The sequence below is a fragment of the Pantoea sp. genome, assembly GCF_028283705.1.
GTDB lineage: Bacteria > Pseudomonadota > Gammaproteobacteria > Enterobacterales > Enterobacteriaceae > Pantoea.
In genome coordinates this window covers 109,423-133,510 of sequence record NZ_JAPWKD010000018.1, presented here as the reverse complement: position 1 = coordinate 133,510, position 24,088 = coordinate 109,423, and the positions used below count along the sequence as shown (strand labels likewise).

The window sequence follows — 24,088 nt, the reverse complement described above, 5'->3', positions numbered from 1 at the left end:
CATCCCCATGCCCGTGCCGATGACAAAAGCGGTGAGTCCAGCCTGCAAAATGCTGCTGTCGGCGCGCAACAGCAGTAATAACGCGCTACCGGCAATTAACAATAGCGCCCCCAGCTGGGCGGTAAAGCGGTAAGAGGTCATCAGCATCAGTCGCCCACTCAGGGTGCTGGCGAGTGGCCAGCCAATCGACATCATCGCCAGCGCACTGCCCGCCTGTAACGGTGTGCCACCGGTAATGCCCTGAATCCAGGTGGGCAGGAAAGCGCTGATCCCCATCATCGCTGCCCCGATAATCAGATTGCCCGCATTGCCCGCCACAATTAACCGGCTGCGCCAGATGGCCAGCGGGAACAGGGGGGCCGCCGCACGTTGCTCATGACGTTTGAGGAAAAACGCGGCGATAAACGCCATCAGCACGAAAAACAGCAACCAGTAGCCAAGCACTTCTGCCTGTAACAAGGCGATCAGTAACGCGCTGACGCTTAGCATTAGCCAGGCGCAGCCGGTGATGTTCAATGCACAAGGTTGTTGTTGTTCATGTGCGGGAAGGAATCGCGCCAGCAGCAGCATGGAGATCAACCCAATCGGCACGTTGACCCAGAAAATCACCGCCCAACTGAAGTGCTGCACCAGCCAGGCACCGCTCAGCGGGCCGAGTATTGCCGCCACTCCCCAGACGCTGGAAAGCCAGCCCTGCACACTGGCGCGTTCGCGCGGTGAGTAGATGTCCGCGACGATGGTGGTGGTCAGCGGCATGATGGCTCCCGCCCCCAGCCCCTGAAAAGCACGGAACAGAATCAGCCATGTCATGCTGTGGGCAAAACCACACAGCACCGAACCGATAAGGAACAGCGAAACGCCAACAAAAAATAGCGTTTTCCGGCCCCACATATCTGCCAGCCGCCCGTAAAGCGGCACCGTCACCGCCTGGGTGAGCAGATAAATGGAGAAAACCCAGCCAAATTGCGAGAAGCCGCCCAGATCGGCAATGATGGTGGGCATCGCAGTCGCCACAATGGTGACCTCAATTGCCGCCATAAACATAGCCAGCATGCAGGCTACGAGGATCCAGTGGCGGTTTCCCGTTTGTATTTCTGCGCTCTCAGTCATTTTTCTACCTTCCTCTGTCTCAAGGCTAGACGAAATTTGCCGTCGTCAATTTCCTCTGCGTGCGCCCTGTTGTGACGCTGTCACATAATTCGATGAATTTTTTTTATTGTCATAAATTGCCTGATTTCATGCGGGCTGAACCCATTTTTTCCCCTTTTTCTATCTGTCTGATTTTCCCCTGAAAACTGGCATGTTTCGTTTTAGGTTGCTATAGGTCTAAAACCCCTTTCCCGGTTTTCACTGGAAAAGTGACATTAAGTAGTCGTTTTATCTGCAATCTTAATTTTTTAAACGCTTTTATGATTCAGGGAGAAGCACGCTATGCAAAACGCATCGCTTGCCCGACGAGCCGGGTTGGCAGTGCTTGCCATTTTGGTGGTGGTGGGGCTGCTGGTCTGGGGACTCGGGCTGGATACGCTGCGCGCCCGTCGGGTGGATTTAATCTACCTTGGGCAACAGCATCTGTTTTTGGTGTTCTGGTCGATGTTCTTCGCGCTGCTGGTCGGCATTCCCAGCGGCATTTTGCTAAGCCGCCCGTTTGCCCGGCGCTGGGCCGAGTACGTGATGCAGATTTTCAACGTCGGCAACACGTTGCCGCCACTGGCCGTGCTGGCCCTGGCGATGGTGATTGTCGGCATCGGCGATCGTCCGGCGTTAATTGCGCTGTTCCTTGCCTCTCTGCTGCCTATCGTGCGGAATACCTTTGCTGGACTGAGCGCGGTGCCCCCTTCGCTGCTCGAAGCCGCCAACGGTATTGGCATGACCAAATTTCAGCGTTTACGCCAGGTGGAAATCCCCAACGCGCTGCCGGTGATCCTCGCCGGGGTACGGATTGCCACCGCAATCAATGTTGGCACGGCACCACTGGCGTTTTTGATTGGTGCCAGCAGCTACGGCGAGCTGATTTTTCCGGGCATCTATCTCAACGATTTCCCAACGCTGATTCTCGGTGCAGCGGCAACCGCCCTGTTCGCGCTGATTCTCGATATGCTGCTTGCCGCAGTGGGACGCATCCTCAGCCCGCACTCAGCGGCATAACCACAGGAGTCTTGTGATGGCCACTGCCAACCTGCTGGCGCGCTGGGCGAAACGCACTGCGCTGGCGCTGACCGCAACCCTGGCACTCAGCCAGGCCGCTGCGGCTGCCACTCCCATCGTGATGGCGACCAAAAGTTTTACCGAGCAGCACATCCTTTCCGCCATGACGGTGTTGTGGCTGCAAAAGAAAGGTTTTCAGGTGATCCCAAAAACCAATATCGCCACCACCATTGGTCGTAACGCGATGATCAACAAACAGATTGATATGACCTGGGAATATACCGGGACGTCGCTGATCATCTTTAACCACATCAATAAGCCGATGTCGTCGCAACAGGCCTATCAAACGGTGAAAGATCTCGACGGTAAGCTGCGGCTGATCTGGCTGGACCCGGCACCCATGAACAATACCTACGCCTTCGCCATGAAACGCGAACGTGCTGACAAGGAAGGTATCAGCACTATGTCGCAGCTGGTGGCAAAGCTGGAGCAGATTCGTAAGACCGACCCGGATCATAACTGGAAGCTGGGGCTGGACCTGGAGTTTGCCGGGCGTTCTGATGGCCTCAAGCCGTTACAGAAGGCCTATAACATGCCGCTTGACCGCCCACAGATTCGGCAGATGGACCCCGGTCTGGTGTACAACGCGGTGCTGGAAGGCTTTGTCGATGCCGGCCTGATCTATACCACTGACGGACGCGTCAAAGGCTTCGATCTCAAGGTGCTGGAAGATGATAAGCACTTCTTCCCAAGTTACAACGTCACGCCGGTAGTTCGGAAAGATGTGCTGGAGAGCCATCCCGGGCTGGCAGCGGCGCTGAATCAGTTGTCGCCGTTGATCACGGACGAGGCGATCACTGAGATGAACAAACGCGTCGATATCGATCACCAGTCCCCTGAACAGGTGGCGCGTGATTTCCTTCAATCCAAAAACATGCTGTAAGGAGGCGCAATGGATACCCTGCATTACATCATGGATAACTGGGACACCCTGCTGGCCCTGACCTGGCAGCATACCTGGCTGGTGCTGGTGGCGGTGGGTTTTGCCATTGTCGTTGGCGTGCCGCTCGGCATTTTGATTGTGCGCTTTAAATGGCTGGCGACGCCGGTATTGGGCATTGCCACCATTGTGCTGACTATTCCGACCATCGCGCTGTTTGGCCTGATGATTCCGCTGTTTTCGCTGATCGGTCAGGGTATTGGTGCCCTGCCTGCCATCACCGCCGTGTTTCTTTATTCACTGCTGCCAATTGTGCGTAACACCCATACCGCACTAGAGAACTTACCACCGGGTCTGCGGGAAGCGGGACGTGGCATTGGTATGACCTTCTGGCAGCGCCTGCGCTGGGTCGAGATCCCCATGGCATTGCCGGTGATTTTTGGTGGTATCCGCACCGCCGTGGTGATGAATGTCGGCGTGATGGCAATTGCCGCGGTGATCGGTGCGGGTGGTTTGGGCCTGCAACTGCTGGATGGCATCAGCGGCAGCGATGTGCGGATGTTGATTGCCGGTGCGTTGATGATTTGTGTGCTGGCTATTGTACTTGACTGGCTGCTGCATCGTTTGCAGTCGGCGCTGACTCCTAAGGGGATTCGATAATGATAAAACTGGAAAACCTGACGAAAACCTTTACCCAGAAAAACGGCACCCGCTTCAATGCTGTTGATAACGTCAGCCTGGAGGTTCCCGTCGGGGAAATGTGTGTGCTGCTCGGTCCTTCTGGCTGCGGCAAAACCACCACGCTGAAAATGATAAACCGACTGATTCCCGCAACCAGCGGCAGAATTTTGATCAATGGTGAAGACACCAGCATGCAGGATACCGTGACACTACGCCGCAATATCGGCTATGTGATCCAGCAGATTGGTTTGTTCCCCAATATGACGATTGAAGAGAATATTACCGTGGTGCCCCGCATGCTAGGCTGGGATAAAAAGCGTTGCCGCGAACGTGCGACCGAATTGATGAGCATGGTAGCGCTTGATCCGACAAAATTCCTGCATCGCTACCCACGTGAGATGTCCGGTGGCCAGCAGCAGAGGATCGGCGTGATCCGCGCGCTGGCGGCAGATCCACCGGTACTGCTGATGGATGAACCTTTCGGTGCTGTTGACCCGATTAACCGCGAGGTGATCCAGAATGAGTTCCTCGACATGCAACGGCAATTAAAGAAGACGGTTATGCTGGTCAGCCACGATATCGACGAGGCATTGAAGCTCGGTGACCGCATTGCGGTGTTTGGACAGGGCAAAATTGTGCAGTGCGCCAGCCCGGATGAATTGCTGGCGAAACCGGCGAATGATTTTGTTGGATCGTTTGTCGGCCAGGACCGGACCCTGAAACGTTTGTTGCTGGTGCAGGCGGGTGACGTCACCGATCAGCAGCCGACCATTACCGTGCAGCGTAGCACCCCGCTACAGGAAGCCTTCGCCACCATGGATGATAACGATATGCGCTCGGTAACGGTGGTAGATAATGATGGTAAGCCGCTGGGCTTTGTGAAACGCCGCGAAGCACGCGGGGCCAATGGACGCTGTGAAGAAATGCTGCATACCTTTACCGTCACCGGCAAAGCCGAAGAGAACCTGCGTGTCGTCCTGTCCAAATTGTATGAACACAATCTGGTATGGATGCCGATTGTCGATGAGGATGGCCGTTACAGCGGGGAGATTTCGCAGGATTATATTGCGGACTATCTGAGTTCGGGGCGGACACGTCGGCGGTTAAACCCTTAACCGCACTGATCCGTAGCGGCGCGATTTATCGCGCAATCCCGTGCACGATGCGGGAAAAACCCGCGCGATAAATCGCGCCGCTACGTCAGTGTTTAATGGGAGTCCTCTGCCGCAGTCGTCAGTGCTGCGTTGCTCTGCTCTGATGGCAGCATCACGTTGAGCACAATTGCCAGGATGCCGCCAGTGGTCACCGCATGGCCAAACAAATTGGTGATGATCATCGGGAATTGTTTCAGCACATCCGGTACCGCTTCTACTCCCAGACCCAGACCAAATGACACCGCCACGATCAACATTTCACGCCGTCCCAGCGGCGTCTGCGTCATCACGCGGATCCCCGCAGCGACTACGCTACCGAACATCACCAGCGTTGCTCCACCCAATACCGGCGGCGGAATTTGCTGCAACAAATTGCCAATCACCGGGAACACGCCCAGCAACACCAGCATCAGACCAATTACCATGCCGACATAACGGCTGGCGACGCCGGTCATTTGAATGACACCGTTATTCTGCGCGAAGGTGGTGTTCGGGAAAGCAGAGAACATAGCGGCCAGCACGCAGCTGATGCCATCCGCCAGGATGCCGCCCTGCAAACGCCGCTGGAAGCCCTCTCCCTCAATTGGCTGGCGCGACAGCAGGCAGTTTGCGGTGAGATCCCCAACGGCTTCGATAACGCTAATCACAGAAACCAGCGCAATCGGCACAAAGATCGCCCAGTCGAAGTTGAAGCCAAAGCGGAAAAAGCCCGGCATCACCAGCCAGCTGCTGGTTACCATCGGTTTCAGTTGCAGATGGCCGGTCAGTGCGGCAGCAATACAACCTACGGCGATGCCCGCCACCACTGCAATCAGTCGTGCCCAGCGGTTACGTGAACGGTTGAGTGCCACAATCACCAACAACGTCAGTGCGCCCAGCGCCAGGTTCCACGGAGCGCCGAAGTCAGCCGCGTTATGACCACCGGCCCAATCAGTGATGCTGACTTTTATCAGGCTGATGCCAATCAGGGTGATCACCGTGCCAGTCACCACTGGCGTTAACACTTTACGTAATGGCGCGATACAGCGGCTGATCAGCATCGGGATCAGCGCAGCGATCAGGTTGCAACCAAAGATCATCGCCATGATCTCTTCCGGCGATCCGCCGCGTGCTTTCACCATCAGGCCGCCAGACAGGATCACGCCAAGGAAGGCAAAACTGGTGCCCTGTAAACAGATCATCCCAGCGCCGATGCCCATAAAACGCCGCGCCTGAATAAAGGTACCCAGACCAGAGACCAGTAACGACATACTAATCAGATAAGGAATATAAGCCTGTAATCCCAGTACCGAACCAATAATCAGCGGTGGCGTGATGATCCCCACTACGCTGGCCAACACATGTTGCAGTGCGGCAAAAAATGCGGGGGCTGGGCCTATGCGTGCTTCCAGCCCGTACAGCAAACCTTTTTCATCTGAGTGCGACATAACGGTGCTCCGGCAGTAAATTCATCAGGTCAGCTGATGCATGAATCACGCCAGAGCAATAAGTTTCAGTGATATTTTTGGCAGGATGTTGAATTTTAAGGGGATTAATTTGGCAAAAAAGGCGGCCGAATCTGCAACCTTAGATTCAGCCACTTCGCATTTGCCACTTTTCGTTTCATCAGGCTGCTGGTTTTGCACTGTCGTTGTGCGACAGACGGTTATCCAGCAGCGAAAGATCGAGGTAACCACTCAGATCTCGCTGTTCCGCACGCGGCAGATAGGGCAATTCACCCAATAACGGTGCGGCCAGCTTTTCACTCAGTACATCAATGATTTCAGCATAATGTGCCAGCCCAGGGTTGATGCGATTGGCAACCCAACCCACCAGCGGCAGACCATCCTGTGCTATGGCCTCGGCAGTCAGTAAAGCATGGCTGATGCATCCTTCTTTAATCCCGACCACCAGAATCACTGCCAACTGCTCCTGTTTTACCCAGCTTGAGAGCGGTTGCAGGTCATTCATCAGGCAGCGCCAGCCGCCCGTTCCCTCAACCACCACATGCGGGGCGCGCTCCTGCAAGGCAGCCAGCCCTCTACTGAGCAGCGGATAATCAATTTGATGGGTGGGACTGGTGCTGATTTCATCCTCTTCCAAAGTAATAGGATTGATCGCGGCATAAGGTAATGCCAGGCCAGAAGCCTGCTGCAATAACAGTGCATCCTTGTTACGCAAACCCTCAGGAGTCTGTTTTGCGCTTTTAGCAATGGGCTTATAACCCACAGCGCACTGACCTGCCTGTGCAAAGCACTGCAGCAGCGCGCGGGAAACCACGGTTTTGCCCACCGCGGTGTCGGTACCGGTGATAAAGAGTGTTTTCACCCTTCCTCCTAACATTTAGCGATGTGAACCAGAGGTGACGAAGGGGCAGTGTAAGTAAATGTCGTACCTGACAGATTGCGTTAGCGCAAACTTAGGGCGAGCTAATCAACCCTGGAGCAGTTTTACCAGCAAATGACCGGAATAAAGGGCATCTTTGATTAACGCCGCAGCCCCTAAGGTGCCGGGATCGTTAAACACGGTGGGGGCAAGCTGGATTTCATCGCTGTAAGCCGGTAATGCCTGCTGGCGAATGGTGCTGCTGACGGCAGGAAACAGGACGTCAGCGGCCTGATTGAGGGGAGAACCGATGAGAATTTGGCGTGGATTGAAGATATTAACCATCATTGCCAGCATGCGGCCAATATGATGCCCGACCCCGGCAATGACATCGCTCGCCAGACGGTCGCCCTGCTGTGCAGCCTGGCACAAGGTTTCAATCGTCAGCGGGGCCGCGTGCAGGCGGCTCTCCGGCTGGGTCGGCAGGCGCAATTTCGCCAGATTGAGCAAGCTGCCAATGCTGGCGACGGTTTCCAGGCAGCCATGATTGCCGCAGTAACACTGCTGACCATAAGGATCAATTTGCGTGTGACCAATTTCCACCAGCGCCCGCCCGCTCTTGTGCAGCAATTGTCCACCGGTAATCACCCCGGCTCCCACCGTTTCATCAATCACAATCTGAATCACGTCCTGCGCCCCGCGTGATGCGCCAAATAGCGATTCAGCCAGAGTCCAGGCGGAAATATCATGCTGCACGAAAACCGGCACACCGCTGCGTTGCGACAGGGTCTCGCCCAGCGGCATATCCTCAATATCGTAACCGGGGATACGGTGCACAACACCGGATGCGGCGTTAATCAGGCCCGGCAGCGTGATGGCGATAGCCGTCAGGCGCTCCAGTTTTTTCTGATGACGGATAAAAAAGGCATCGATCAGTTCCAGCAGCTCCTGCAACAACGGCTTGTCCGGACCGACGATCAGTGGCAGACGCTCCTCCTGCAAGGCTCGGCTACTGAGGTCGCGCAATGTCAGGGTGATGTGACCAGGCTGAATACGCACCGCCAGATAGTGCCAGGCCAGGGTATCCAGCAGCAGGCCGATAGCCGGACGTCCACGGCTGCCCGCTTCCTGAAACTCGGTTTCCTGAACCAGATGCGCATCCAGCATTTCACGGACGATTTTGGTGATGCTGGCAGGCGCCAGCTGGGCGCGTTTGGAAAGTTCTATACGCGAAATCGGGCCGAAATGATCGATCAGTCGGTAAACCACGCCTGCATTGGTCTGCTTTATCTGGTCAATGTGGCCAGGTTGACTGTCCTGATTCACGCCCTGCTCCCGGTTATTTTCGCGCTTCTAAATAAATAGCAACTATGGTGCGGCAGAATGGCGGATAGCGCCAAATATTTGATTAGATATGTGATTTATCGCACATAAAGCCTGGTGTTTTTCTCACCTACTGGATTAAGTTTCAGCATTGCGCTGTAAAAGCATCATCATATTCGCCATCTGCGCACTGGGTTCGCGGGTGGCTGACCACACCAGCCATACCTCCGAAAGTGCATCGCTTTCATGCAGCGGTAGCCATACCACATCAGCCAGCCGTGCGCGGCGAAACGACGCGGGTAATATCGACACCCCCAGCCCGGTCGCTACCAGCCCGAGAATGGTCATCGCCTCACCGACTTCCTGGGTTACGAAAGGTTTGATCTGGTAACGATGCAGCAAGGCAAGAATCTCACCATATAAGGCAGTGCCGCCCTGGGGATCAAAGAAAACAAAGGGTTCATTGGCCAACGCCTGGATGGAGATGGACTCGGCATCGGCCAGCGGATGCGCCCAATGCACCACCGCACAGAGCGGCTCACGCAGCAACAATTGATGCTGCAAATCAGCAGGCAACGGTGTATTGCGCATCACACCCAGGTCGAGGCGTCCTTCATGCAACGGTGCCAGTTGCTGCCGGGTGTTGATCTCCTGCATCTGAATATGGACTTCCGGCCAGCGCTGACGGAAATGGTAGAGCGCATCAGAAACCAGCCCGGTAAAAGGCGCGGATGAGGTAAAACCGATGCGCAGCTCCCCTTCCTGACCATTATGCAACCGGACGGCACGGCTGGCGGCCTGTTCGACCTGCAGCATGATCCCGCGCGCATCCAGTAAAAACTGCTGCCCGGCGGCGGTCAGTTGCACGCTGCGATTGGTACGGGTAAACAGCTGCGCACCAATCTCCTGTTCCAGCTGCTGGATCTGCTGGCTGAGCGGCGGCTGTGAAATATTCAGGCGCTGAGCAGCACGACCAAAATGCAACTCTTCAGCCACGGCAATGAAATAGCGCAGATGACGCAGTTCGATATTCATATTTTAAACGTCTCATTCGAGATTATTAATATATTGTACAACCTATTCAACCTTTCCTACGATATCAATACCTTCATAATCTTAAGGATTTTCCGTGAGTCGCTCTTCTCAGGCTGTGACACTCGACGAGGACGAAGTATCCGTTGTGCCTGCCTCAGTTCCCGCATCAGCAACATGGATTGAACGTGGTTCGCCGCAATTTATGCGTGTTACCCTTGCCCTGTTCTCTGCCGGTCTTGCCACCTTTGCCCTGCTCTATTGCGTCCAGCCTATTCTGCCCGTGCTTTCCCAGCAGTTTGGTGTATCGCCAGCGGCCAGTAGTATCTCGCTGTCACTTTCGACTGCCCTGATGGCACTGGGATTGCTGGTCACTGGCCCGCTGTCGGATGCTATTGGTCGCAAATCGGTGATGGTCACCGCACTGATGCTGGCGGCCATCTGTACCGTCATTTCTGCCATGATGACCAGCTGGCACGGCATCCTGCTGATGCGTGCGTTGATTGGTTTATCGCTCAGTGGTGTGGCTGCGGTCGGGATGACTTACCTGAGCGAAGAGATTCATCCACGCGTGATCGCCTTCTCGATGGGGCTGTATATCAGCGGTAACTCGATTGGCGGGATGAGCGGACGTCTGCTGACCGGGGTGCTGACCGATCTGTTTTCATGGCGCATTGCCATTGGGGTGATTGGCTGTTTTTCGCTGGCTTCCGCGTTGATGTTCTGGAAAATCCTGCCTGCTTCGCGTCATTTCCGCCCGGCTTCTCTGCGTCCACATAACCTGCTGATCAATTTCCGTCTGCACTGGCGAGATAAGGGCTTGCCGCTGTTGTTCGCCGAAGGTTTTCTGCTGATGGGCGCATTTGTCACCCTGTTCAACTACATTGGCTACCGCCTGTTAAGTGCCCCGTGGTTTCTCAGCCAGGCAGTGGTGGGATTGCTCTCTGTGGTCTATCTGACGGGCTCCTGGAGTTCGCCAAAAGCCGGTGCCATGACCAGTCGCTTTGGACGCGGTCCGGTGATGATCGCTGCCACCGCCATCATGCTGTGCGGATTATTACTGACAGCATTCAATACGTTGTGGATTATCCTGCCCGGCATGATGCTGTTTACCGCAGGTTTCTTTGCCGCTCACTCGGTTGCCAGCGGCTGGATTGGTCCGCGCGCCCGTCGTGCAAAAGGCCAGGCATCATCCCTCTATCTCTTCAGTTACTACGCGGGTTCCAGTGTCGCCGGTACCTTAGGTGGCGTGTTCTGGCACAGCTTTGGCTGGAGCGGCGTTACGCTGTTTATCAGCATGCTGCTGGTGCTGGCTTTGCTGGTCGGCTGGCGTTTGCAGTGCCGTAAACTGTAGTAGCCTGCATCTTTATAACGGGGTCATTGCGCCCCGTTTTCCCACGCAAAAAACACTTCCTGATAAACCTTTAGTCCCAATCAAAACAAAATATCAATTGCTAGCTATAATTTGTTCTATTCCAACTATTGTTAGACTTTTTTTTCACAGCAACGAGGAAGTCAGATGGGACTCTATTATTATGTCGATAAGCACGCAGGTTATAATGACAATCACGTGGTTCATGCCACCGGCTGTCCCTTCCTTCCCCCCGACGCGGCACGGCGTTTTCTTGGCACTTTTTATACCGCTAACGCCGCAATTCAGCAGGCGCGTAAATTTTTCCCCAGCGCCATGGGCTGCGAACATTGCTGTCCGGTTTTGGTAAAAAAAAACCTGACGACTCAGAATAACGTGGCGCTAAAACACCTGGTGTGACTCTGATAATCCCGGCCTGGATTCCGTCGCAGCGGTGCGCCATTTTGTTAAGTTTTCCTGCGGCATTTCGCTATGTTAGAGACACTAAAACTGGCTTCAGGTTGGATCGTTGATGCGGGAAAAATTCGCGAAGTCACAAATCGCCCTGCACTGGTTAACAGTGCTGTTGATCGCCATTGCCTATACCACCATTGAACTGCGCGGTCTGGTTCCGCGTGGTTCATGGGCGCGGAATCTGATGATAATGACGCACTATAGCTGCGGTGTATCGGTATGGGTACTGATGCTGGCGCGTGGTGTGTTACGCCATCGTCACGCTTCACCCGATATCCTGCCGCCCCCGCCACGCTGGCAACAGGGTTTAGCCAACCTGATGCATCTTCTGCTGTACGCGTTGTTTCTGGTATTGCCGATTCTGGGAGTAACCTCGAAGTATCTGAATGGACGTCCCTGGCAATTATTTGGCGTGGTGATGCCCGTCAGCGCAACCCCGAATTTTGATCTCGCCGATAGCCTGATCAGCTGGCATGAGACCCTCGCTCCACTCGGTTACTGGTTAATCGGCCTGCATGCAGCCGCAGCATTACTGCACCATTACGTATTCAAAGACAACACGCTGTTGCGCATAATGCCGGCACGCAAACGCGGCTGATAACCTCAGGCTATTGACTTTAGCGTTGGCGATAAAAAATATTCAGCAATAAAACGCGCTTAGAAGGTTTCCCTCCGCGTTTTAATCCATCACAATAGGCACAAATTGTGATGGATGTCACTTTACATGGGTGTCTTTCGCCCTTCATTTGCTGCTCACTGATCTGAAATTAATGCAATCAACAACCGTCTCCCGTAAAACGGCCTGGCTACGCGTGGTGCTGCTGGCCATTGCCGCTTTTGTCTTTAATACCACCGAATTTGTGCCGGTCGGCTTGTTGTCAGATATCGCCGCCAGCTACTCGATGAAAACGGCTGATGTCGGCATCATGCTGACCATCTATGCCTGGGTAGTGGCGCTGTTATCGCTGCCGCTGATGTTGCTGACGCGCAATATTGAACGCCGCCTGCTGCTATCGATTCTGTTCGTGCTGTTTATCGCCAGCCATGTGCTTTCGTCTGTGGCCTGGGATTTCACCTCACTGGTGCTCTCCCGTATCGGTATCGCCCTCGCCCATGCGGTGTTCTGGTCGATTACCGCGTCGCTGGCGATACGCGTTGCTCCGGCGGGTAAAAAGACCCAGGCGCTGAGTATGCTGGCAACCGGCACCGCGCTGGCGATGGTCCTGGGGGTGCCAATTGGCCGCGTCGTAGGTCAGTATCTGGGCTGGCGCACCACCTTTGGCATGATTGGTTTGTCTGCCCTGGTGCTGCTGGTGTTACTGGTGCGTATTCTGCCGCGTCTGCCAAGCGAACACACCGGATCGCTCAGCAGCGTACCGATGCTGTTTCGCCGACCGGCGCTGGTCAGTATGTATGTGCTGGTGACAGTGGTGGTGACCGCCCATTATACCGCCTACAGCTATATCGAACCCTTTATGCAAGTGGTAGCGAATTCCGGGGAGAACTTCACCACCTTGTTACTGCTACTGTTCGGCTCTGCGGGGATTATCGGTAGCGTGCTGTTCAGTACCCTCGGCAATAAATATCCCTCAGCCCTGCTGATTGCGGCCATCGCCGTGATTACCTTGAGCATGGGTTTGCTGATCTTTGCCGCCGTGCGTCCGGCAGCCATTGCCACGCTCTGTATCTTCTGGGGTATGGCCATGATGATGATCGGGCTGGCGATGCAGGTGCGGGTATTGTCGCTGGCACCAGACGCGACCGATGTGGCGATGTCGCTGATGTCCGGCATTTATAACATCGGTATTGGTGCCGGAGCGCTGCTGGGGAACCAGGTTAGCCTGCATTTAAACATGGCGGATGTGGGTAATGTGGGTGGGTTAATTGGTCTGGTCGCGTTGTTCTGGTGCATCTACATCTTCCGTCGCTATCCGCAGTTGCGTTCGAACGGATAGTCGAAAAAGGGCTTCAGATACGCTGTTATCTGAAGCCAGCCCCTTCTTATTTATAGAGTTCTGCGGTGCCATGCAGGTTGTTGTTGCCAGAGGTCGAAGTGATGCGGAAAGACTTTGCTCCGGCAGCACTCGCCTTCTCCGCCAGTTGATTCTCCAGCGATGTCAAATCCGTGCTACCTGATGCGCTTACCACACCAATTTGTTGTTGATTCACTGGTGCTTCGCTCACCAGATCAGCAGCCATGGTACCAAACGCGATTGATGACAGGGCCACAGCGGCCAGGGTCAGTTTAATGCTTTTCATGATTTGTCTCTCTTTGCAGATGAAATTAGGGTCAGTCGCCATTAAATTAACAACCGTTAAGTAAATGCTAGATCCAAAGCCGTATGCGCGTCAACTATTTTATTAACGCTCGTTATTTTAATGGGAAGTAGCGTGAGTATGGGCTTTGGCGTCGATCTACACTTGACGGATCAGGCGGTTTTTCCGATCAAAAGCACAAACGGGCAAAGTGTGGACATCACTTTACCCGCTGCCCTTGCATATTAATTTAATGATCGGTAATTTAATGATATGTTTTCGCCGTTGTGAGGATGTATGAGCCAGATAAGTGAACCGGTGATCCGCAAAAGTCGTGGCAGACCCAAAGTCTTTGATCGCGATGATGCGCTGGATAAAGCGTTGATGCTGTTCTGGGCACACGGTTATGAAGGCACCTCGCTGGCGGATTTAGTGAGCGCTACAGGTGCGAAAGCCCCCACGCTCTACGCTGAGTTCGAAAACAAAGAAGGTCTGTTTAAGGCCGCCATGCAGCGTTATATCGAACGGTTTAGTGCACAACGTAATGCCGTGCTGAATGATGTAGCACTGGATGTTAAGTCAGCGATAGAGGCGTATTTCCGCGCCACCGCGGCCTGCTTTACCGAGTGTGACAAACCGGCCGGTTGTTTTTTCATTTGTACTTCCAGCGCCCTTTCCGCCGGTTCTGAAGAGGTAGCACGCATGCTGGAGCAGCAGCATCATGCGCAGGAGCACGCGTTACAGCAGTTCCTGGCAACCCGTCAGCAACAGGGTGAATTGCCTGCCTGTAGCAATACCACTACGCTTGCCAGTTTTCTCGCCTGCGTGCTCCAGGGGATGTCAGTACGCGCCCGTGAAGGTGCTAGCCGGGAAGATTTAGAGCAAATCGTTGATACACAAATGGCGATTTGGCCTGCTCTGGCGGGCTATTGTTCAGTAAGGACGTGACGGCGCGGGAGTTCACGCCGCCACGGGTTTATGGCAGGAAAAACATCGGTTTTAATGCTGCGCTAACCGGGCTGTTATCGGCGTGGGACGGCATCAGATCTTTCATTGATGCCCACCAACGCTGGCAGACTTCTGTTTGTGCCACCGCCTGCCAGCGCGCTTCTGATTCAATCTCAACGCTGGCAAACAGCAAATGGCGTTCTGCATCCAGCCAGATAGCGTAATTATGCGCTCCATGCGCTTTGAGGGTCTCAGCCAGCTCCGGCCAGATGGGCGAATGACGGCGCAGGTACTCCTCATGGCAATCCGCATGGACCTGCATGACAAAGGCTCTACGCAACATTAGCCCGCTCCACCTGCAACGCCGCCTGCCAGGGGGTGACACCAAAGCGTTCACCCAGCGCGATCAGTTGTTCCGTGGTAATACTCTGGCGAATCCCTCCCATCGACAACGCTTTGACAACCACTTCCGAGGATTTTTCCGCCGTATCAATCAGACCAAAGGTCTCATCCAGCGTCGGCCCCGCACCAAAGATGCCGTGGAAAGGCCACATTACCAAGCTATGTGTCGCCATTTCATCTGCCGTTGCCTGACCAATGCCATCGGTGCCAGGGACCATCCACGGCAGAATACCCACGCCATCCGGGAACACTACCAGACATTCGGTGCTGCCTTCCCATAACAGGCGCGTGAAGCGCGCGGAATCCAGCTCCACTACGTAACTCAGCGCCATAAAGTTGGTGGCGTGACAGTGCATAATCACACGGTCAGCACCGTGACTCACCTGCTTACGCACGCTGTGCGACTGGAAATGGGCAGCCAGTTCTGAGGTCGGTAAGCCGCCATTGCTCAATCCCCAGTGAATTTTGTATGACAGCCCGCGGTCATCGACCTGCAGCAGCACCAGACTGTCGGCGGGATCAAGTTGAACATTGCGGAAAAACTTGCCGGACCCGGTCACCAGGAACCAGTCATTTGCCAGTGCCGGTGCAGGTTTGCTGAGTTCAATACAACGTGGTTCAGCATAGAAATCCGCAGTATACGGCTGCACTTCTTCCGGCAACAGACGCAGGCTAACGTTACCGCCGTTGCGCTCATCCCAACCCTTCAGCCACATATCACTGGTCGCTTTAACCATTCCCTGTACAAACGCGGAAGTGAGAATACTTTGCATGGTGTGTCCCTTAACGTTGAGCCAGAATTTGTTGTTCGTAATGGCGGACATCGCTCAGCCAGCTGGCATCTGCCGGTACGTCATGGCGCAGGCACCAGGCTTCCCAGACCGCCTGCCACGGCAGTGATTTCTGTTCTTCCAGCAGCGCGAGGCGGGCAGTGTAATCCCCTTCACTTTCCAGTTTGCGCAGCTGTTCCGTCGGCTCCAGCAGCGCACGCAGCAGCGCTTTTTTGGCATTGCGCGTACCAATCACCCAGGCGGCAATGCGGTTGATGGAAGCATCAAAAAAGTCGAGGCCGATGTGGACCTTATCGAACAACTTCTGACGGGCGATTTCATTGGCGATCGCCTGAGTTTCGTCATCCAGTAGCACCACATGGTCGCTGTCCCAGCGCACTGGGCGGCTGACATGCAGCAGCAGGCGTGGCACATACAGCATGGCGGTGGAAATCTTATCGGAGATCACTTCCGTCGGGTGGAAGTGGCCGGCATCAAGCGTCAGCGCGATCTGACGGCTACAGGCATATCCGAGACAGAACTCGTTAGAGCCGACGGTATAACTCTCAGCACCGATGCCAAACAGTTTGCTTTCAACCGCATCGATATGATGTTGTGGATTAAGTTTTTCACTGATGATCTCATCCAGCGCCGCCAGCAGTCGCTGACGCGGTGCCAGCCGATCCACCGTCAGATCTTTCATCCCGTCCGGCACCCAAATGTTCATTACCGATGCCGTACCCAGCTGTTCGCCGAACGAAGCCGAAATGCGGCGGCTGGCCTTGCAGTGGTCAATCCAAAACTGGCGGATGCTCTTATCTGCATGCGCCAGAGTAAAACCGTCGGCGCTCAGCGGGTGTGAGAAACAGGTCGGGTTGAAATCCAGCCCCAGTTTGTTGCTTTTTGCCCACGCCACCCAGTTGCTGAAATGTTCTGGTTCGATGGCATCACGCTCTACCGGCTTATCGCTTTCCAGATAGATCGCGTGCAGGTTGAGGCGTTTAGCTCCCGGAATCAGCGACATCGCTTTATCGAGATCAGCGCGCAGCTCCTCAGCATTACGCGCCTTGCCCGGGTAGTTACCGGTGGCCTGAATACCGCCGGTCAGAGCACCTTGCGGGTTCTCGAATCCGCGCACGTCATCGCCCTGCCAGCAGTGCATCGACACCGGGATACCATCCAGTTGCGTCATTACCTGTTCCACATCCACGCCGATCGCGGTGTAGCGTTGTTTCGCCAGGTCAAAGGCCTGTTCAATCAGCTTTGTCATAAGCAAGTTCCTTAGCGGGTTGGCTCAGCGCGGCAAAACGTGCCTGGCTGGCACGTAAAGCGCTGTTGTTAAGCGGTTCGAATTTTTCTAACGGGAAGTTTTGGCTGATACAGCGACGCAGGTCAGCCACATCATGCAGCTCACCGAGAGCGATCAGCTGGCAGCCGACATTGCCCAGCGTCGAGGCTTCTACCGGTCCGGCGAACACCGGCAGCTGGCAGGCATCGGCGCAAAGCTGGTTGAGCAACGGGTTCTGGCACCCCCCTCCAACCACATGCAGCTGACGCAAAGGTCCCGCACGTAGCTGGCCGAGTTCGCTGATGACCTGGCGATACAGCAGGGCCAGGCTGTCAAAAATGGTGCGGGCCAGCGCGGCAGGTGATTGAGGAACCGGCATATGTTGTTCCGCACAGGCGTTCTGAATTTCCTGCACCATACTGGCGGGATTGATAAAGCGGCTGGCGTTGGGGTTGATCAGGGCGCGGCAGGCCGGTTCATCCGCCGCCTGCTGAATCAATCCACACAGATCGCTGATTTGCAGTTCACTGCACACCCGCTGCAACAGCCACAGGCCCATGATATTTTTCAATACCCGGTAGCCCTCCGCGCCCCCTTCATTGGTGATATTGGCGTCAAGCGCGGTACGGCTCAGGCAAGGTTGCAGGCTCTCAATCCCCATCAGTGACCAGGTACCAGAGCTAAGATAAGCGGCATCATCCTGCATTAAAGGCGTTGCCAGCACGGCACTGGCGGTGTCGTGGGTGGCGACCGCAATCACCGGAATCCTGTGTCCACGGGGACTGGACCAAAAACCGACGGTGTTACCCGGTGCGGAGGGTTTGCCAAACCAGCGGGCATCCACTCCCGCCCAGGCCAGTAAATCCGGGTCCCATTCGCCACTGGTGATGTTCAGCAATTGGGTAGTCGTGGCGTTGGTGTATTCCCAGTTCATGTTGCCGGTCAATTGATAATGCAGGTAGTCCGGAATCATCAACGCATGTGCTACCTGCGCCTGCCAGTCTGGCTGTTGCAAATGCAGGGCACGCAGCTGATACAGGGTGTTAAACGGCAGAAACTGAATGCCGGTGCGCTGATAAATGGCCTGTTTGCCGAGATCGCTGATTGCCTGCGTCATCTGGCCGTCGGTACGGGCATCGCGATAGCTCACTGCCTCGCCAACCCGCTGTCCATCAGCATCCAGCAACACCAGGTCAACACCCCAGGTATCGATACCGATGCTGTCCGGCACGATACCTTCCTCATCCAGCTGTTGTAGCCCGCAACGTATCTCCTGCTCCAGATGGTCCAGATCCCAGCAGTCGTAACCGGCACGACGCACGCGTTGATTAGCAAAACGGCGCACTTCCCGCAGGGTGATGCGCTGAGACGCGGAGGTCCATTGAGCGAGCATTATGCGCCCGCTGGATGCGCCTAAATCAATGGCAACAATGTTACGCATACTCATGGCGAGTTCTTCCTGTGATGAGATGCGTACAGAGTAAAAATCCTGCCGTCTGGTCACCTTCCCCTTACTGCCAGCGCGCCAATACTGCTGGCACCGTTACAAAGATGTTCGTGAGACAGCTCACAGAACCACACAAGCATCGGGTTGTGACCTTCGCCGCATTTTCCCGAACAACACGCGAGATCTTGAAAAATTAGCCATTTTCCTGCATTGCCCGGTTGAAAATTCAAGGTAAGGTGGCAGCCGCCTGAGTAGACTCGGTTACGATTTTGTTAATAATGAGAGGCGAGCCATGACCGTTCTACACAGCGCAGATTTTTTCCCTGCCGGGGATTACGCCATCGCCATCGAGCCGCGCGTGCCGCAGCAGGCGTTTCCTGAACATCACCATGATTTCCACGAAATTGTGCTGGTAGAACAGGGTTCCGGCATTCATGTGTTCAATGGTCAGCCGCAGGCGCTATGTGCCGGTTGTGTGTGTTTCGTTCGCGATCACGATCGCCATCTTTATGAGCAAACCGACAACCTGTGTCTGACCAACGTGCTGTATCGCAGTCCGGCGGCCTTCCGCTTTCTCTCCGGTCTGCAAGCTTTGCTACCGCGCGAGGAGGATGGCAATTACGCGTCACACTGGCGGATTAACCACAAGGTGATGGACCAGGCCTTGCAGATTGTTACGCAGATGAATCCGCCAGGCGTCTGGTCACTGGAGAAGCAGGCACGTCAGGAACAGTTGTTCCTGCAACTGCTGGTGTTGTTGCGCGAGGCGGGTCACAACGACGAAGCCCAGGATCAGGAAGCCCGATTGCATCGGTTGCTTGACTGGCTGAATGAGCACTACAGTGAAGAGATTGTCTGGGAGGCACTTGCTGACCAATTTTCACTGTCGCTGCGCACCCTGCATCGTCAGATGAAGCAGCAAACCGGGAATACGCCGCAACGCTACCTGAACCGGTTGCGCTTGCTACAGGCGCGCCACCTGTTACGGCACAGCGATTTGCGCATTACGGATATCGCCTTTCAGTGTGGATTTGGTGACAGCAACCATTTTTCCACCTTGTTCCGGCGGGAATTTGGCTGTGCACCCAGAGCGGAGCGCCAGCAGATGTTGTGATTAGGAGTGACCCTCATGTCGCTAATATTGTCGCGCGAAGACTATTTCCCGGCACCCTCTTTGCCGATTGCGGTAGCTGAACGCCTGCCGCAGCCTTCTTTCCCGCCGCATCGTCATGAGTTCAGTGAAATTGTGATTGTCTGGCGCGGCAACGGCTTGCATGTGCTCAACGATCGACCATGGCTGATTACCTGTGGCGATGTGTTTTATATCCGTGATAACGACTGCCACAGCTATGACAGCGTCAACGATCTGGTGCTGGACAATATTCTCTACTGTCGTGACCGCTTTCATCTTGGACTGGACTGGAGCCAGCTGCTGCCGCCCGACGATGCGGAATCGCCCGGTTGCTGGCGCTTAACCACGCGCGGCATGGCGCTGGCACGCGGGGTGATCACCCAGCTGGAGCGGGAAAGCCGCAAAAGCGATCCTCTCTCCATTCAGCTTTCTGAAGCGCTTTTTTTGCAGCTGGCGCTGATACTGCGCCGCCACGGTTATGCGGCGGATCGTCCCTGGGTATTGCCGGAGGGAGAACAGCTGGACCTGCTGATGTCTGCCTTGCAGGGCGCGATTGACCGTCCTTTCGACCTCGCTACGTTTTGCGAGCAGAATCAATTAGGTGAACGGGCACTCAAACAGTTGTTTCGCCAGCAGACCGGCATGACCATCGGCCATTATCTGCGTCAGCTACAGCTATGCCAGGCGAAATACCTGCTGCGTACTCAGGATTGGTTAATCAGTGAAGTGGCCGCCCGTTGCGGCTTTGATGACAGCAATTATTTTTCGGTGGTATTTACGCGTGAAACCGGCCTGACGCCGAGTGCGTGGCGGCAGCGTTTTTTGCCAAACCGCCCGATAATGGTGAATGAAACACATTAAATCATTGCGGCGCGATAATTCGCGCCGCAATGATTAATCAGGATGCCATGCCCAGCCCGACTATATTCGCCGCAATGATGATCACCACACAGCCCAGCGACAGTACACGTACCGGACGTTGCCCAACAGCTTTCCATTCCTTCATGACCAGCCCAACCAGGCCACCACACAGCACATACAGGCTCATATGCAGCATCCAGCTGACGAAGTCATACTGTGCCGGGATTTTGGCGTGTCCCCAGGCATAGAAGAAGAATTGCAGATACCACATGGTGCCGCCCAGCACGGCGAAGGCGATGTTAGCAATCAGCATCGGCTTCGCAATTGAGAAATCGGCCCGTACAGAGAGATCCGACTTCACCGCCAGACGGATAAAGCAGTAGGCCAGGTTAACCAGCGCCCCTCCCCCCATGATCACTACATAACTGGGCAATGCCACATACAGCGGGTTAATGCCAAGATTCGCCGCGGCCTCGTGCATCGGTTTCGCAGCGTCCATGGCAAAAGACATGCCGGCTGAGAAGATGCCGCAAATCACCGCCAGCACCAGCCCCTTCTTCAAATTGAACTCTTCCGCATTGATGCCCAGGGCGCGTTCTTTTAACAATCCGGCGCGTGAGACGATGGCGACGCCAATCAACGCCACAAACACGCCGAGCAACGTTAATCGTCCGCCTTCCGAGCTGAACAACTCGACAAAGCGGCCCTGGAGCAGCGGCGTCATCAGCGTACCTACCACCAGGGTAATCCCTATGGCGATACCGATGCCCATCGACATACCGAGATAACGCATCGTCAGCCCGTAGTTGATGTTGCCGATACCCCACATGGCCCCAAACAAAAACACCGGCAGCAACTGCGAAAAGCTGAAGCTACCGTAGTAGGCCCAGAAATTCGGTAACAGCACCGCACTGACCACCCAGGGTAAAATCAGCCATGACATCACGCCACCGACCGACCACATGGTTTCCCATGACCACTTTTTCACCTGTTTAAACGGAGCATAAAAGCATGCGGCACTGGCGGCACCCACCAGATGCCAGAAAATACCTGCAATGATGGCACTGTTCATTGTTATTCCTTCGTAAGGTTGAGGCCAACAGGAAACCGACGGTCTCCCGATTACCCGAGAGTCTACGGCGGTCAGCTTTTACTCAGCCTTTGGATGGTTGCCGGGGAACGGGCGGAGTTGGCAATATCCGGTGGGTATTCAACATTCGGATCACAAATCCGCATTTGCAGGCAGTTACACAGGTAAAATAGATAACTCATTTATTATTATCGATTTTTTCCGGGAATGTTGTGTTGATCAGCACAGTTTTAACCTGATTGCCAGACTTCCTCTTAACATGGCAATCACACAAAGCACGGATCATGCCTTCCCCCGGCCGCAATTAATCCGTATAACGTTGAGGAAAATCATCAGGACGAAGGATTGGGATGAACACCAAATGGTTGACGCTGATGCTCTCAAGGCCGGTGAGCCGCGTGATGCTGGATGATATCCGCGCGATTGTGCCGCCTGAGTCACTCAACATCTTCATTAATGGACTGGAAGAGACCCGCTATGCCCGTGTTGAATGCGTGCAAAGCGAGGATAACTGCGCCCTGCTGGCGTCGGCTATCGTGGTCTGGCGGCAACTTGGGCATATTCATAGTATTCAGTATCAAAAAGGTGAACATCTGCGTGAAGTTGACGATGCCACGCAGTTTCAGCTGTTCAGTATGATGAAAACGCATCGTGCCCTGGTTCAGCTGGGCTGAACCCGCATTCACTTTAGGATAATCATGAAAATCGGACTGCTTTTTCCTATCGCCATTATTGTTGCCGGTGTCAGCTTTCTGGCCTGGTTTATTGCCAGCGGCGCGATGATGCCAGGTTCCTGAGGTTTTCAGACTCTGCCGACCCACATAGTAACCTGCTGAATACGCAGCATTTCGCCAGTTATGCTGCGTTTATCATGTTGTTCTTCCCGTCTTTGCCATCCACACGCCCGTCCTGGCAGCCATAAAAAGGTGCTACACCTTGATCTGTTTCACTCTGCATTTCACACAAATTTAACGAAACCGATCGCGGAGACCCTACAGATGACAACGCACCATCAACATTTCATTAATGGCGAGTTTGTTGCAAACCAGAATGATAAATGGATTGAAGTGATTAACCCGGCCACCGAAGCGCTGCTGTCACGCGTGCCGGAAGGCACAAAGCAGGACGCCAGCCAGGCCATTGCAGCGGCAGAAGCGGCGCAACCCGGCTGGGAGGCGTTACCGGCGATTGAGCGCGGCAACTGGCTGCGTAAAATCGCCGCCGGTATTCGTCAACATGAGACGGAATTGACCGCTACCATCGTTGCCGAAGGCGGGAAAACCCAGGGGCTGGCGCAAACCGAAGTACTGTTTACCGCCGATTATCTTGAATATATGGCGGAATGGGCGCGACGCTACGAAGGGGAAATTGTTAACAGCGACCGCCCCAACGAAAACATTTTTGTCTTTAAAAAGGCGATTGGCGTCACCACCGGCATTCTGCCGTGGAATTTCCCTTTCTTCCTGATTGCGCGTAAAGCGGCACCGGCGCTGGTCACCGGCAATACCATCGTGGTCAAACCAAGTGAACTAACCCCCAACAACGCGGCGATCTTCGCCCGTATTCTGCATGACATCAGCCTGCCTAAAGGGGTGATTAACTTTGTTTACGGTTACGGTCCGGAAGTCGGCCAGGAGCTGGCGGCGAACCCGAAAGTCGGGCTGGTAAGCCTGACAGGCAGCGTCAATGCCGGTATCGCCACCATGGAAGCCGCAGCGAAGAACGTCACTAAAGTGTCACTGGAACTGGGTGGCAAAGCCCCGGCTATCGTGATGGATGATGCCGATCTCGATCTGGCGGTGAAAGCGATTGTCAGTTCACGGGTGATCAATACCGGGCAGGTGTGTAACTGTGCCGAGCGCGTTTATGTGCAGGAAGGCATCTACGATCGCTTTATCAACGCGCTGACTGAAGCCTTTAAGCAGGTGAAATTCGGCAATCCTGCGGAACTGACTGACATCGATATGGGTCCGCTGATCACCGCTGCGGCACTGGGGCGCGTCGAACAAAAAGTGGCGAAGGCGGTTGAGCAAGGCGGCAAAGTTCTGCTGGGTGGGAAACGTGCTGGCGATAAAGGTTTCTACTTTGAACCCACCATCATCACCGGCGTACGTCAGGAGATGGAGATCATGCGTGAAGAGATCTTTGGACCGGTGCTGCCAGTCATGACGTTTAAAACACTGGATGAAGCGATCACGCTGGCAAATGACTGTGAATATGGACTAACGTCGTCGATCTATACGCAAAACCTCAATACCGCAATGATCGCCCTGCGTCAGCTGAAGTTTGGTGAGACCTATATCAATCGCGAGAATTTCGAAGCGATGCAGGGTTTCCATGCGGGCTGGCGTAAATCGGGCGTCGGCGGTGCCGATGGCCGTCACGGGCTGGAAGAGTATCTGCAAACCCATGTGGCGTATTTGCAGTTTTCGTAAAAAAGACTTGCGCGATAAATCGCGCCGCTACGGAACAGTACGTTTCTTGACC

At 54.7% G+C, this 24,088-nt stretch carries 25 protein-coding genes; 14 read left to right on the top strand and 11 right to left on the bottom strand.

Annotated elements, in window-relative coordinates:
- The coding region (locus PW844_RS16110; RefSeq protein WP_299453775.1) for an MFS transporter at window positions 1-1,110 on the bottom strand (1,110 nt) is incomplete at its 3' end.
- A 321-nt stretch (window positions 1,111-1,431) separates the two neighbouring features.
- Here PW844_RS16110 and PW844_RS16105 point away from each other — a divergent pair.
- The 4 genes from PW844_RS16105 to osmV all read left to right on the top strand — a co-directional run bounded on the left by PW844_RS16105 (window position 1,432) and on the right by osmV (window position 4,884).
- Complete coding sequence (locus PW844_RS16105) at window positions 1,432-2,148, top strand: ABC transporter permease (RefSeq protein WP_299453772.1); 717 nt, start codon at window positions 1,432-1,434, stop codon at window positions 2,146-2,148.
- A 61-nt stretch (window positions 2,149-2,209) separates the two neighbouring features.
- Window positions 2,210-3,091, top strand: coding sequence for a glycine betaine ABC transporter substrate-binding protein (locus PW844_RS16100; protein WP_367187759.1), 882 nt, complete (start codon window positions 2,210-2,212; stop codon window positions 3,089-3,091).
- Between the two features lie 9 nt (window positions 3,092-3,100).
- Window positions 3,101-3,748, top strand: coding sequence for an osmoprotectant ABC transporter permease OsmW (gene osmW, locus PW844_RS16095; protein ID WP_084874892.1), 648 nt, complete (start codon window positions 3,101-3,103; stop codon window positions 3,746-3,748).
- Window positions 3,748-4,884, top strand: coding sequence for an osmoprotectant ABC transporter ATP-binding protein OsmV (gene osmV / locus PW844_RS16090; protein ID WP_299453768.1), 1,137 nt, complete (start codon window positions 3,748-3,750; stop codon window positions 4,882-4,884). The genes osmW and osmV overlap by 1 nt, the downstream gene beginning before the upstream one ends.
- Before the next feature lie 92 nt (window positions 4,885-4,976).
- On the opposite strand, the gene PW844_RS16085 is transcribed toward osmV, so the two are convergent.
- From PW844_RS16085 to PW844_RS16070, 4 genes are all read right to left on the bottom strand, one after another.
- The gene (locus tag PW844_RS16085) at window positions 4,977-6,350 is read right to left on the bottom strand and encodes a nucleobase:cation symporter-2 family protein (RefSeq protein ID WP_299453765.1); all 1,374 of its coding nucleotides are present in this window, start codon (window positions 6,348-6,350) and stop codon (window positions 4,977-4,979) included.
- Between the two features lie 178 nt (window positions 6,351-6,528).
- The gene (bioD, locus tag PW844_RS16080; RefSeq protein WP_299453762.1) at window positions 6,529-7,245 is read right to left on the bottom strand and encodes a dethiobiotin synthase; all 717 of its coding nucleotides are present in this window, start codon (window positions 7,243-7,245) and stop codon (window positions 6,529-6,531) included.
- Window positions 7,246-7,335: 90 nt separating this feature from the next.
- On the bottom strand, window positions 7,336-8,553 hold the full coding sequence (locus PW844_RS16075; protein ID WP_299453759.1) for an ROK family protein: 1,218 nt from the start codon (window positions 8,551-8,553) through the stop codon (window positions 7,336-7,338).
- Between the two features lie 135 nt (window positions 8,554-8,688).
- On the bottom strand, window positions 8,689-9,585 hold the full coding sequence (locus tag PW844_RS16070) for a LysR family transcriptional regulator (RefSeq protein ID WP_084874902.1): 897 nt from the start codon (window positions 9,583-9,585) through the stop codon (window positions 8,689-8,691).
- A gap of 94 nt (window positions 9,586-9,679) precedes the next feature.
- Between PW844_RS16070 and PW844_RS16065 the strand changes: the two genes are divergently transcribed.
- The 4 genes from PW844_RS16065 (at window position 9,680) to PW844_RS16050 (ending at window position 13,362) form a co-directional block, all read left to right on the top strand.
- Window positions 9,680-10,936, top strand: a complete 1,257-nt coding sequence (locus tag PW844_RS16065) for an MFS transporter (RefSeq protein ID WP_084874905.1) — start codon at window positions 9,680-9,682, stop codon at window positions 10,934-10,936.
- 165 nt (window positions 10,937-11,101) lie between these two features.
- The gene (locus PW844_RS16060; protein ID WP_299453754.1) at window positions 11,102-11,353 is read left to right on the top strand and encodes a hypothetical protein; all 252 of its coding nucleotides are present in this window, start codon (window positions 11,102-11,104) and stop codon (window positions 11,351-11,353) included.
- A gap of 112 nt (window positions 11,354-11,465) precedes the next feature.
- Window positions 11,466-12,005, top strand: coding sequence for a cytochrome b561 (gene cybB, locus PW844_RS16055; RefSeq protein WP_299453751.1), 540 nt, complete (start codon window positions 11,466-11,468; stop codon window positions 12,003-12,005).
- Window positions 12,006-12,177: 172 nt separating this feature from the next.
- Entirely contained in the window at window positions 12,178-13,362 is a 1,185-nt protein-coding gene (locus PW844_RS16050; RefSeq protein WP_299453749.1) for a sugar transporter, read from the top strand.
- A gap of 46 nt (window positions 13,363-13,408) precedes the next feature.
- Here PW844_RS16050 and PW844_RS16045 read toward each other — a convergent pair whose 3' ends face one another.
- A complete protein-coding gene (locus PW844_RS16045) occupies window positions 13,409-13,666 on the bottom strand; it encodes a YdgH/BhsA/McbA-like domain containing protein (RefSeq protein ID WP_021183187.1) in 258 nt (85 codons plus the stop codon).
- A 294-nt stretch (window positions 13,667-13,960) separates the two neighbouring features.
- Between PW844_RS16045 and PW844_RS16040 the strand changes: the two genes are divergently transcribed.
- Window positions 13,961-14,611 (top strand): TetR/AcrR family transcriptional regulator, encoded by a 651-nt coding sequence (locus tag PW844_RS16040; RefSeq protein WP_299453743.1) that lies wholly within the window; start codon window positions 13,961-13,963, stop codon window positions 14,609-14,611.
- A gap of 28 nt (window positions 14,612-14,639) precedes the next feature.
- On the opposite strand, the gene rhaM is transcribed toward PW844_RS16040, so the two are convergent.
- From rhaM to rhaB, 4 genes are read right to left on the bottom strand one after another with little or no spacing between them, the layout of a single operon-like run.
- Window positions 14,640-14,954: an L-rhamnose mutarotase gene (gene rhaM / locus PW844_RS16035; protein WP_299453741.1), complete on the bottom strand. Its 315-nt coding sequence runs from the start codon at window positions 14,952-14,954 to the stop codon at window positions 14,640-14,642.
- Entirely contained in the window at window positions 14,944-15,786 is an 843-nt protein-coding gene (gene rhaD / locus PW844_RS16030; RefSeq protein ID WP_299453739.1) for a rhamnulose-1-phosphate aldolase, read from the bottom strand. Before rhaD ends, rhaM begins: the two co-directional genes overlap by 11 nt.
- Before the next feature lie 10 nt (window positions 15,787-15,796).
- Window positions 15,797-17,053 carry an L-rhamnose isomerase gene (locus tag PW844_RS16025; RefSeq protein ID WP_299453737.1) on the bottom strand — a complete coding sequence of 419 codons (1,257 nt, stop codon included), beginning with the start codon at window positions 17,051-17,053 and terminating at the stop codon, window positions 15,797-15,799.
- Complete coding sequence (gene rhaB / locus PW844_RS16020; protein ID WP_299453735.1) at window positions 17,037-18,518, bottom strand: rhamnulokinase; 1,482 nt, start codon at window positions 18,516-18,518, stop codon at window positions 17,037-17,039. The genes PW844_RS16025 and rhaB overlap by 17 nt, the downstream gene beginning before the upstream one ends.
- A 292-nt stretch (window positions 18,519-18,810) precedes the next feature.
- On the opposite strand from rhaB, the gene rhaS reads away from it, so the two are divergent.
- Window positions 18,811-19,632 (top strand): HTH-type transcriptional activator RhaS, encoded by an 822-nt coding sequence (gene rhaS, locus PW844_RS16015; protein WP_299453732.1) that lies wholly within the window; start codon window positions 18,811-18,813, stop codon window positions 19,630-19,632.
- Between the two features lie 15 nt (window positions 19,633-19,647).
- Window positions 19,648-20,511, top strand: a complete 864-nt coding sequence (gene rhaR, locus PW844_RS16010) for an HTH-type transcriptional activator RhaR (RefSeq protein WP_299453729.1) — start codon at window positions 19,648-19,650, stop codon at window positions 20,509-20,511.
- Window positions 20,512-20,548: 37 nt separating this feature from the next.
- On the opposite strand, the gene rhaT is transcribed toward rhaR, so the two are convergent.
- A complete protein-coding gene (rhaT, locus tag PW844_RS16005; protein ID WP_299453727.1) occupies window positions 20,549-21,583 on the bottom strand; it encodes an L-rhamnose/proton symporter RhaT in 1,035 nt (344 codons plus the stop codon).
- A gap of 368 nt (window positions 21,584-21,951) precedes the next feature.
- Here rhaT and PW844_RS16000 point away from each other — a divergent pair, with 368 nt between their 5' ends.
- From PW844_RS16000 to aldA, 3 genes are all read left to right on the top strand, one after another.
- Entirely contained in the window at window positions 21,952-22,275 is a 324-nt protein-coding gene (locus PW844_RS16000) for a hypothetical protein (RefSeq protein ID WP_299453724.1), read from the top strand.
- 24 nt (window positions 22,276-22,299) lie between these two features.
- Complete coding sequence (locus PW844_RS15995; RefSeq protein ID WP_139807978.1) at window positions 22,300-22,398, top strand: YoaK family small membrane protein; 99 nt, start codon at window positions 22,300-22,302, stop codon at window positions 22,396-22,398.
- A gap of 201 nt (window positions 22,399-22,599) precedes the next feature.
- On the top strand, window positions 22,600-24,036 hold the full coding sequence (gene aldA / locus PW844_RS15990; protein WP_299453718.1) for an aldehyde dehydrogenase: 1,437 nt from the start codon (window positions 22,600-22,602) through the stop codon (window positions 24,034-24,036).
- Window positions 24,037-24,088: the final 52 nt, after the last annotated feature.